Source organism: Hafnia alvei, assembly GCF_034424155.1.
In the GTDB taxonomy this organism is placed as follows: domain Bacteria; phylum Pseudomonadota; class Gammaproteobacteria; order Enterobacterales; family Enterobacteriaceae; genus Hafnia; species Hafnia alvei.
Genome location: NZ_CP139992.1, coordinates 3,581,855 through 3,591,618 on the forward strand (window position 1 = coordinate 3,581,855; position 9,764 = coordinate 3,591,618).

7 protein-coding genes are annotated in these 9,764 nt (G+C 52.0%); 2 read left to right on the forward strand and 5 right to left on the reverse strand.

Annotated features, from left to right (window positions below):
* Positions 1 to 224 precede the first annotated feature (224 nt).
* Both fadE and U0008_RS16780 read left to right on the forward strand, forming a co-directional pair.
* Entirely contained in the window at positions 225 to 2,717 is a 2,493-nt protein-coding gene (gene fadE, locus U0008_RS16775) for an acyl-CoA dehydrogenase FadE (RefSeq protein WP_043495240.1), read from the forward strand.
* Positions 2,718 to 2,883: 166 nt separating this feature from the next.
* Positions 2,884 to 3,789 carry a LysR family transcriptional regulator gene (locus U0008_RS16780; protein ID WP_043495242.1) on the forward strand — a complete coding sequence of 302 codons (906 nt, stop codon included), beginning with the start codon at positions 2,884 to 2,886 and terminating at the stop codon, positions 3,787 to 3,789.
* Between the two features lie 78 nt (positions 3,790 to 3,867).
* Here the strand turns inward: U0008_RS16780 and glnB are convergent, their stop codons facing one another.
* The 5 genes from glnB to U0008_RS16805 all read right to left on the reverse strand — a co-directional run bounded on the left by glnB (position 3,868) and on the right by U0008_RS16805 (position 9,739).
* Positions 3,868 to 4,206, reverse strand: a complete 339-nt coding sequence (gene glnB, locus U0008_RS16785) for a nitrogen regulatory protein P-II (RefSeq protein ID WP_025800186.1) — start codon at positions 4,204 to 4,206, stop codon at positions 3,868 to 3,870.
* A gap of 11 nt (positions 4,207 to 4,217) precedes the next feature.
* Positions 4,218 to 5,840 carry an NAD+ synthase gene (locus U0008_RS16790; protein ID WP_043495245.1) on the reverse strand — a complete coding sequence of 541 codons (1,623 nt, stop codon included), beginning with the start codon at positions 5,838 to 5,840 and terminating at the stop codon, positions 4,218 to 4,220.
* A gap of 287 nt (positions 5,841 to 6,127) precedes the next feature.
* On the reverse strand, positions 6,128 to 7,468 hold the full coding sequence (gene glrR / locus U0008_RS16795) for a two-component system response regulator GlrR (protein ID WP_025800188.1): 1,341 nt from the start codon (positions 7,466 to 7,468) through the stop codon (positions 6,128 to 6,130).
* A gap of 12 nt (positions 7,469 to 7,480) precedes the next feature.
* Entirely contained in the window at positions 7,481 to 8,299 is an 819-nt protein-coding gene (qseG, locus tag U0008_RS16800; protein WP_051874175.1) for a two-component system QseEF-associated lipoprotein QseG, read from the reverse strand.
* A 3-nt stretch (positions 8,300 to 8,302) separates the two neighbouring features.
* Positions 8,303 to 9,739: a sensor histidine kinase gene (locus U0008_RS16805; protein ID WP_025800190.1), complete on the reverse strand. Its 1,437-nt coding sequence runs from the start codon at positions 9,737 to 9,739 to the stop codon at positions 8,303 to 8,305.
* Between the last annotated feature and the right edge of the window lie 25 nt (positions 9,740 to 9,764).

A 9,764-nucleotide genomic window follows, 5' to 3' on the forward strand; every position in this document is an offset into this window, starting at 1 on the left:
TTTACATGATTCTGCACTTTCTTTTTCGCTCACCAACGCTCATCGACGAAAGGATTTAGCTTGGAATGCGGTTTGAGGGCTAAATTGTGAACTGTGTTGTAATTAATATGTAAACACATTGCTAAATAAAATTAACTCAACTACAACCTATATTATCTACAACAGGTCAGACCTCCTACAACTTGGTCCCCTAACCCGACCTCTGAACACGCAGGAGCATTAACATGATGGTTCTTAGTCTTGTGGTTTTTTTGATAGCGATTGGTGTGTTGTTCTATCACCAAGTTAACCTCTATCTGAGCAGCGCTATTTTGCTGGCATACACCGCCGCAATGGGCGCCATTGGCCTATGGTCATTCTGGGCTTTAGTTCCCGTCGCCGTGGTATTGCTGCCGCTGGTGCTGGTTTCAGTCCGTCGCTCGCTGATTTCAGGCCCTGCGTTAAAGGCATTCCAAAAGGTGATGCCACCGATGTCTCGCACAGAGAAAGAAGCCATCGATGCAGGCACAACCTGGTGGGAAGGCGATATTTTCCGTGGTACTCCCGATTGGAAAAAACTGCACGACTATCCGCAGCCGAAGTTAACGGAAGAAGAACAGGCATTTCTGGATGGCCCAGTAGAAGAAGCTTGCCGTATGGCAAACGACTTCCAAATCACCCATGAACTGGCGGATTTACCTCCGGAGTTGTGGGCCTATCTGAAAGAACATCGCTTCTTTGCGATGATCATCAAAAAACAGTACGGCGGTTTAGAATTCTCTGCGTACGCACAGTCTCGCGTGCTGCAAAAACTGTCTGGCGTATCCGGCATTCTGGCGATTACTGTGGGTGTTCCTAACTCCCTAGGCCCCGGAGAACTGCTGCAACACTACGGCACCGAAGCGCAGAAAGATCACTATCTGCCACGTTTAGCGCGTGGTCAGGAGATCCCGTGCTTTGCATTAACCAGCCCTGAAGCAGGATCTGATGCCGGTGCGATCCCTGACGTCGGTATCGTCTGCATGGGCGAATGGCAAGGCAAGCAAACGCTGGGGATGCGTCTAACGTGGAACAAGCGCTACATCACCCTTGCGCCTATCGCCACCGTGCTTGGTTTAGCCTTCAAACTTTCTGACCCTGAACGTTTACTCGGCGGTGAAGAGCACTTAGGTATTACCTGTGCGCTGATCCCAACCGATACCGACGGCGTTGAAATCGGCACTCGTCACTTCCCGCTGAACGTTCCGTTCCAAAACGGCCCAACGCGCGGTCAAGACGTGTTCGTACCTATTGATTTCATCATCGGTGGGCAAACTATGGCAGGCCAAGGCTGGCGTATGCTGGTTGAATGCCTATCGGTTGGTCGCGGTATTACCCTGCCGTCTAACGCCACCGGCAGCCTGAAAAGCGTGGCGCTGGCCATCGGTGCCTACGCCAATATCCGCCGTCAGTTCAAAATCTCCATCGGTAAAATGGAAGGGATTGAAGAGCCGTTAGCACGCATTGCGGGCAACGCCTATGTGATGGACGCTGCGGCTACATTAGTGACCTACGGCATCATGCAGGGCGAGAAGCCTGCGGTGCTGTCAGCGATTATCAAATATCACTGTACCCACAGAGGCCAACGCTCAATCATTGATGCAATGGATATTGCCGGTGGTAAAGGCATTATGCTTGGCGAATCTAACTTCATCGCCCGTGCTTACCAAGGTGCACCCATCGCGATTACCGTTGAGGGCGCGAACATCCTGACCCGTAGCATGATGATCTTCGGCCAAGGCGCCATTCGTTGCCATCCATATGTTTTGGATGAAATGGCCGCCGCGCAAGACAACAGCGTTCCACGCTTCGATAAGCTGCTGTTTAGCCATTTAGGGCATGTAGGCAGTCATAAGGTGCGCAGTTTCTGGCTGGGCTTGACCGATGGCCGTACCAGTGCCACGCCAACCAAAGACGCCACGCGCCGTTACTATCAACAGATTAACCGCATGAGCTCAAACTTAGCGCTGCTGTCCGACGTTTCTATGGGCGTACTGGGTGGTTCTCTGAAACGCCGTGAGCGCATCTCTGCGCGTTTAGGTGACTTACTCAGCCAGCTGTTCTTAGCCACCGCCGTGCTGAAACGTTATGAAGATGAAGGACGTAATGAAGCCGACCTGCCGCTGGTTCACTGGGGCGTACAGGACGCGCTGCATCAAGCTGAGCAGGCTATCGACGATCTGCTGCGCAACTTCCCGAATGGCTTGGTTGCCGGTGTGATGCGTGCGGTTATCTTCCCATTAGGCCGTGCGCACTCTGCACCGTCTGACTATCTGGATCATAAAGTCGCCAAGATTTTGCAGGTTCCTTCTGCAACACGTAGCCGTATCGGGCGCGGCATGTACCTCACGCCAAGCGAGTACAACCCGCACGGCCTGATTGAAGCTGCGTTAGCAGACGTGATTGCCGCAGACCCAATCCATCAGCGAATTTGCAAAGCGTTGGGTAAAAATCTGCCGTTCACCCGTTTAGAGCAGTTGGCTAAAACCGCGCTGGATAAGGGCTTAATCAACGCCGAAGAACAGGCCATTTTAGTCAAAGCAGAAGAAAGTCGCCTGCGTACCATTAACGTTGATGAGTTTGAACCTGAAGCTTTAGCCGCCGCCGTGGTACCTGAAAAAAATCAGATCGCGACGGAACCCGCGGAGAAAAGCCTGCCGGAAAAGCGCAATGGCCTGCCAAAAACGGAGGCCGCATAACCGAGCAAGCGTAATTTGATTCAATAAATTACCTGTGTCAGCGGCTCCTTCGGGGGCCGTTTTTTTGTTTCGATTGATATCGCAGCCAGGCCAATACGTTTACTTTATCATTGGCGTTCGGTTAGGGTGGGTAAATGCTCAAGCTCACTCGTTATGGAAATCATGAATGAAACCAATACGCTTTTCATTGGCGCAAATCGAAGCATTTGCCAGCGTCTGTGAATGCGGCACCCTGACGCACGCCGCCAAAAAGCTAAAAAAAGATCGCACCACCATCAGCGAGCTCGTGGATTATCTGGAACTGGATCTGGGCTATGCCCTCTTCGACCGCAGCACCCGTCCACTCAGCCTTACCGATGCAGGCAAACTCTTATATCGCCAAGCGCGGCTGTTTTTACATGAGGCTCAGGCCTTTGGGCAGATTGCAGAGCATATTCCACAGCAGCTCAGTACCCAGCTCACCCTTTGCTACGATGCCTTTACGCCGCGTGATTTTTTACTTCGCTTGGCTGACAAGCTGCACGGCCAACAGATCCATCTCAATTTAATTGCCACCGAGCGCGCCAACGCCGAACAGATGCTCGAAAAAGGCGAGGCAGATATTGGCCTATTCCAAGCCATGAACCGTTCGATCAATGAACGTTTTCAATGGAAAGCCATCGGCGGCATTTCACTCGCCGTTTATGCCAAGGTGGGATTTTTCCACGTTAAGCCGGTTTCGCTGCTGAGCTTAGCCTCGGGCGTACAGCTCATGCCGTTTAAGGATTTGCCGCCTCATATGGCTCAACGCCTACAAATCGCTGACAGAATTCAAAGCGTGACGGAAATCAGCATGCTCAAAGCATTGCTCACCGCAGGCTATGGCTGGGGATTCTTACCGACTCATCTGCATGCTGAACAGTGGCCTGATGTTGAAAAACTTGAGGCCGAATTTGGCGATGCCGGGTTATCCCACCCGCTGGTGGCGTTATGGGATCCCGCACAGAAAAACCAGCCCACCGTGCTTCATGCCCTTTCGTTAATGTCTGAGTTGTTTAGTCATCCCGAAGACGTGATCGAGGCAGCCGAATAGGCAACAAAAAAAGCCCCTGATTTTCATCAGAGGCTTTTTGACTAGCATAAGGTGATCATAACGTCAGTCTGACGCGAATTAGATCGCTTCTTCGTCTTGCTCACCGGTACGAATACGCACCACGCGCGCTACGTCAAAGACAAAGATTTTACCATCGCCAATTTTACCGGTTTGAGCGGTCTGCATGATGGTATCTACGCAGGTGTCGACGATATCATCGGCAACCACAATTTCAATTTTTACCTTCGGTAAAAAATCGACCATGTATTCTGCACCGCGATAAAGCTCGGTATGGCCTTTCTGGCGACCAAAACCTTTTACTTCAGTTACGGTCATGCCAGTAATGCCCACTTCAGCCAACGCTTCACGAACGTCATCCAGCTTGAATGGCTTAATAATTGCGTCAATCTTCTTCATTGCTAATCCCTTTACCAGTTTTTGCGGCCAAAGCCAGATGTAATCGGATAGCGACGATCTTTGCCAAAGTTGCGCGCGGTAATACGCGGGCCAACCGCAGCCTGACGGCGCTTATATTCGTTAATATCAACCAAGCGGATCACTTTTCGCACCACCGCTTCATCAAATCCAGCGGCAACCAGATCGGCCACGGATTTATCTTGCTCGACGTAACCTTCCAGAATCGCATCCAAAATGTCATACGGCGGTAAGCTGTCTTGATCGAGCTGATCGGGAGCCAGTTCCGCTGACGGTGGACGATCGATAACGCGCTGTGGGATCACGTAGGATACCGTATTTCGATATTCTGAAAGCTTGAACACCAGCGTTTTTGGCACATCTTTCAGCACATCAAAACCACCGGCCATATCGCCATAAAGCGTGGCGTAGCCGACGGCCATTTCACTCTTGTTACCCGTGGTCAGCACCAGACGACGACGTTTGTTAGACAGCGCCATCAGCACCACGCCACGGCAGCGAGCCTGTAAATTCTCTTCCGTAGTATCGCGCTCAGTACCCGCAAACATTGGCGCTAACTGCCCCATGAACGCATCAAACATCGGTTCGATAGAGACAATATCAAATTCAACGCCAAGAATTTCAGCTTCTTCTTTCGCATCAGCAATACTGATATCCGCGGTATAGCGGAATGGCATCATCATCGCCTGAACTTTGTCTTTGCCCAACGCATCTACGGCAATCGCCAGCGTTAACGCCGAGTCGATACCGCCAGATAAGCCAAGCACCGCACCTTGAAAACCGTTTTTGGTCACATAGTCGCGAACCGCGAGAACCAGCGCTTCATAAACCTGAGCCAGATCGGGCAAGCTTGCCGCTGGCGCAAGCATAGGCTCAACCTGCAACTCATTGAGATTGAACAGCGCGGTTTGTTCAGCAAAGCCTGCCAGACGGTGAGTCATATTGCCAGCTGCATCAAAGGCTTTTGAGCAACCATCAAAAATCAGCTCATCCTGCCCGCCAATCTGATTCAGATAGACCAAAGGCAAACCGGTGCGCTGGCAGTGGCTGGTTAATAGCGTTTTGCGAATATACGGCTTCTCGCGGTTGTAAGGCGAGGCGTTGATCGATAGCAGCACTTCGGCACCGGCGGCGGCAACCGCATCCACTGGGCCATCAAACCACAGGTCTTCACAAATCAGCAGACCTAAACGGTAGCTTTTCAGTTCAACCACACAGCTCTCATGACCGGCGGAGAAATAACGTTTCTCGTCAAACACGCCGTAGTTTGGCAGTTGTTGTTTGAAATAGCGGGCAACTAACTGACCATCAGAGAACAGAGATAGCGCATTGTATAAGTGCCCACCTTCACGCCACGGATGCCCAACCAATATAGCGATATCAGCAGATGCCTGCTGCAAACGATCCAATTGCTGCTGGCAGCGCTGATAAAAATCATCGCGATACAGCAGATCTTCAGGAGGATAGCCCGAAAGCGCCAGTTCAGAAAACATGACCAGATCGGCACCGGCATTGCGCTGCTCGTGTAACGTGTTCAGCATGCGTTCGGTGTTGCCTTCAATATCACCCACCAGCCAGTTGAGCTGGGCTAACGCAATAGAAAGAGATCGACTCATAATTACTCACTTCCTTCGTATTTGAAGCATCTACAGCGTTAGCTGCCTTGTCACCGCTTCAGCTACTTTGGATATAAAAAGAGGCTGGTTGAATTCGCCAAGTGTAAAACATTCTCAACGCTTTGTTTAGCGCCCTAAACGCACAAACGCACGCGAATCCCCCCTCCTAGCCTCCCCCTTCACAGGGGGAGGAACCGTTCAGCGCAATCTTTTATATCTGTGTGCTCTAATCTAACGCTGTTGTGCCCCCTCCCCTGCGAAGGGGAGGGCTGGGGGGGCTGAGAAAACTATTCTTTGAAATCTGCCGCATCCAACTCATGACGCGCCAGTAGCTTATAAAACTCGGTACGGTTACGACCCGCCAAACGTGCGGCGTTGGTGACGTTACCTTTGGTTATTTGCAGGAGTTTGCGCAAATAATTGAGTTCAAAGTGGTTACGCGCTTCCGCAAACGTCGGCAGTACCGTATTTTCGCCTTCCAGCGCCTGCTCAACTAAGGCTTCGCTGATCACTGGCGCGCTGGTTAGCGCAACACACTGTTCGATAACGTTAACTAGCTGGCGCACGTTACCAGGCCAACTAGCGGCCATCAGGCGGCGCATCGCGTCGGTCGAAAAACTGCGCACGAAAGGCTTATGCCGTTGAGCCGACTCACGCAGTAAGTGATTAGCTAATAATGGAATATCTTCAGCGCGTTCGTTTAGCGCTGGAATTTTTAGACTGACGACGTTCAGACGGTAGAACAAGTCCTCACGAAACTCACCTTTGGCCATCGCTTTCGGCAAATCGCGGTGAGTCGCCGAAATAATCCGCACGTTAATATCAATATCGCGGTTGCTGCCCAGAGGGCGAACCTTGCGCTCTTGTAAAACGCGCAGCAGTTTAACCTGTAACGCCAGCGGCATATCACCGATTTCATCGAGAAATAACGTGCCACCTTCGGCGGCTTGAAAGAGCCCTTCTCGGCTGCTGACCGCGCCGGTAAATGCGCCTTTGGCATGTCCAAAGAGTTCGGATTCAAGCAGCTGTTCAGGCAGTGCGCCACAGTTGATGGCAATAAACGCCTTTCCGGCTCGCGGGCTGGCAGCATGAATTGCCTGCGCCAGAACCTCTTTGCCGGTCCCGCTTTGCCCATTAATCAGCACGCTGACGTCTGATTGCGCCACCATGTTTGCCTGCTCAAGCAAACGCAGCATAGTTGGGCTGCGGGTCACAATCCCTTCACGCCAGGTATCGTCACCCGCTGCGGGCATCGACTGAGCCAAAGCTTCATCAATGGCTTTGTACAGCGCATCACGATCGACGGGTTTGGTTAAGAAACCAAATACCCCTTGCTGCGTAGCCGCAACGGCATCAGGGATTGAACCATGAGCCGTCAGTATAATCACCGGCATCCCCGGCTGACGCTTTTGGATTTCCGCAAACAGCGCCATGCCATCCATCTCGTCCATGCGCAAATCGCTGATCACCAGCTCAATCTGCTCACGCCCTAACACACGTAACGCATCATGCCCACTCTCCGCCGTCGTCACGCGAAATCCTTCGCTGCTTAAACGCATCCCAAGCAGTTTGAGTAGGCTTGGGTCATCATCCACGAGAAGTAGGTTAGCGGGTTTACGTTGTGCCATGGGTATTGCTCCTTAATGGGCTTCCGTTTTTTCTGGTTCAGTCACGGGCTTGGCGGTGGCATCTGCCGGAGCTTTGTTCTCAGGTTTTCCCGCATCAGGCGTATCGTCTTTCGCTGCGGGATCGGGCATTTCACCGGATATCTGCTTGCGTGATGACAGCTGGCGCTCAATATCGGTTAAATTTTCGAGTTTGCGCGTGGTGTCATCCAACTGGAACTGCAGACGCCCTTGCGTTTCCCGCAGGGCATCTAGCTGAGCATCGCTGCTGGCTTGGAGCTTTTGATAGCGCGCTTTTTCATCAACTAAATTGATCGTCAGCATCTGCTTTTCACGCCAAATTTGAATAAGTGGGCGAACCGAGGCGGGGAATTCAGAACGGTAGCTGTTTAAGCGGTCAATAATCTGCCGACGTTCGGCAACCGTAGGCTCAGCGCTGCCCACCAGTAAACTTTGTTTAAACACACGCTGCCAGTTCTCGCTGCCCAGAGAGCGCGCTTGTAGACGCGCATCCTGACCGCTAAGACGATCGGCGCAGTCCATCGCACGCAGCCAATAAAGCCCATTATCGACGGCGTCTTTGTCGTCATTGAGCCAAATGGTGTCGCAAGACGCCGTTTGGTAATCAACTACTTTGCTATCAGGAATTATCGCCTGTACGGCATGAGCAACGGGATTTCCCGCCCCATTCTTGGCGCATCCGGTCAATAAGAAAGGAACCAACAACACAGCGCCCAAAAGGCTTAATGGACGCAAAGCAGACGCTTTACGGCAGGAGCCGTCAGCGTCAAACAGATGTTCGTTGAATAGGGCGCGAACAGACCACTTATTCATTAGTTATGAGATCTCTGCGGTTAATGGTAATTCAATGCGAAAACAGACGTCGGCTCCGTCTACGGCCACCAGATGTAAATCGCCCTGCATACGGCGGATGCAATCACGGGCGATACTCAGCCCTAAACCGCTTCCTTTGACAGCGCCTTTACGTTGAAGACTTCCCTGATAAAAAGGCTCGAAGATCATGGCCTGTTCCGCGCGCGGGATGCCCGCTCCGGTGTTTGCCACGTCGATCTGTATTTTATCTCCAGCCAAACGACTGCGGATCCAGATGGTACCGGATTCCGCTCCGTAGTGCACCGCATTGGAATAGAGATTATCAATAACACGTTCTAATAGCGTAGGTTCTGCCCAGCAAAGGTCAACGTCTAGCTCAGTAAGTGTACGAATAGATTTGGCTCGCGCAGGTAAACTATGAGCAGAAACCACCAGCTCGATCATCTCGCCCAGATTTACGCTCTCTTTTTCCATTGGCGCATCGGCCAATTTGCGGTTGTAATCTAAGAGCTGCTCAATCAGTTGCTGAAGATGACGACTGCTGGAATCCAGAATGCCCACCACCTCTTTTTGATCCTGCGTCAACGGCCCCGCGACCTCATCAGCCAGCAGTTCAGTTCCCTCGCGCATGCTAGCAAGCGGCGTCTTTAACTCATGTGAAATATGTCGCAGGAACTCATGCCGTTGCGATTCCAGCCATGATAGGCGCTCGCTTAACCAGACGATCCGCTGAGCCAGTGAACGAATTTCACGCGGCCCGCGAAATGCCACCATATTACCGACGCTTTTCCCTTCGCCCAGCCGGTTGATCATGCGTTCGACCCCTTTCACCGGCCCGATAATCATGCGTGTAAACAGGAACACCAGCAGCACGCTGACTAAAAACAGCACCAGAGACTGCCAGCCAAAGAACTGACCACGCTCGGCAATCGCCTGCTGAAGTTGCTGCCCACGGGTAAAAATCACGTCTCGAGTGGCTTGAACCATCTGCCCATTCGCCACGGAGAAACCGGCTAATAAAGCCGATGCCTGAGTCACCGGGGCATTATTTTGGCAATTAAACACCGCCAGTTGGTCAATTAGCCCATTCAATTTTTGGTAGTAACGCGGATCGGGTAGTACAGAAGCCTGACGCTCCAGCATTTGGGAATATTGGCCGCGCTGTTTTTGATACAGCTTAGAGAGCGACTCATCGCCTAAAACGCAAAACTGCCTGTAGCTGCGCTCCATTTCTACCGCAAGGCTCGCCATCGCCTCACTGCGGCGGGCGTCAGAAAGCGTGGTACGGTTGATATCCGCAGCCTGCGAGCTCAAATTGTTGAGCCCCTGATAGGCCTGATAAGCCAGCACCAGCAAAGGAAGCAGGACTAATAAGAACGCCAGCAGAACCAGCTGACGCAGGGAGCGGGGAAATAAACGCCATCTCTTCAAGGAAATCATCTCATTACCCAAAGGTTTGCCCAGA

Bases quoted from the DNA above. Each gene is read 5' to 3' on its own strand.
- glnB (WP_025800186.1), bottom strand. From the start codon at position 4,206: ATGAAGAAGATTGACGCAATTATTAAGCCATTCAAGCTGGATGACGTT.
- qseG (WP_051874175.1), bottom strand. From the start codon at position 8,299: ATGAATAAGTGGTCTGTTCGCGCCCTATTCAACGAACATCTGTTTGAC.
- glrR (WP_025800188.1), bottom strand. From the start codon at position 7,468: ATGGCACAACGTAAACCCGCTAACCTACTTCTCGTGGATGATGACCCA.
- fadE (WP_043495240.1), top strand. From the start codon at position 225: ATGATGGTTCTTAGTCTTGTGGTTTTTTTGATAGCGATTGGTGTGTTG.
- U0008_RS16780 (WP_043495242.1), top strand. From the start codon at position 2,884: ATGAAACCAATACGCTTTTCATTGGCGCAAATCGAAGCATTTGCCAGC.
- U0008_RS16790 (WP_043495245.1), bottom strand. From the start codon at position 5,840: ATGAGTCGATCTCTTTCTATTGCGTTAGCCCAGCTCAACTGGCTGGTG.
- U0008_RS16805 (WP_025800190.1), bottom strand. From the start codon at position 9,739: ATGATTTCCTTGAAGAGATGGCGTTTATTTCCCCGCTCCCTGCGTCAG.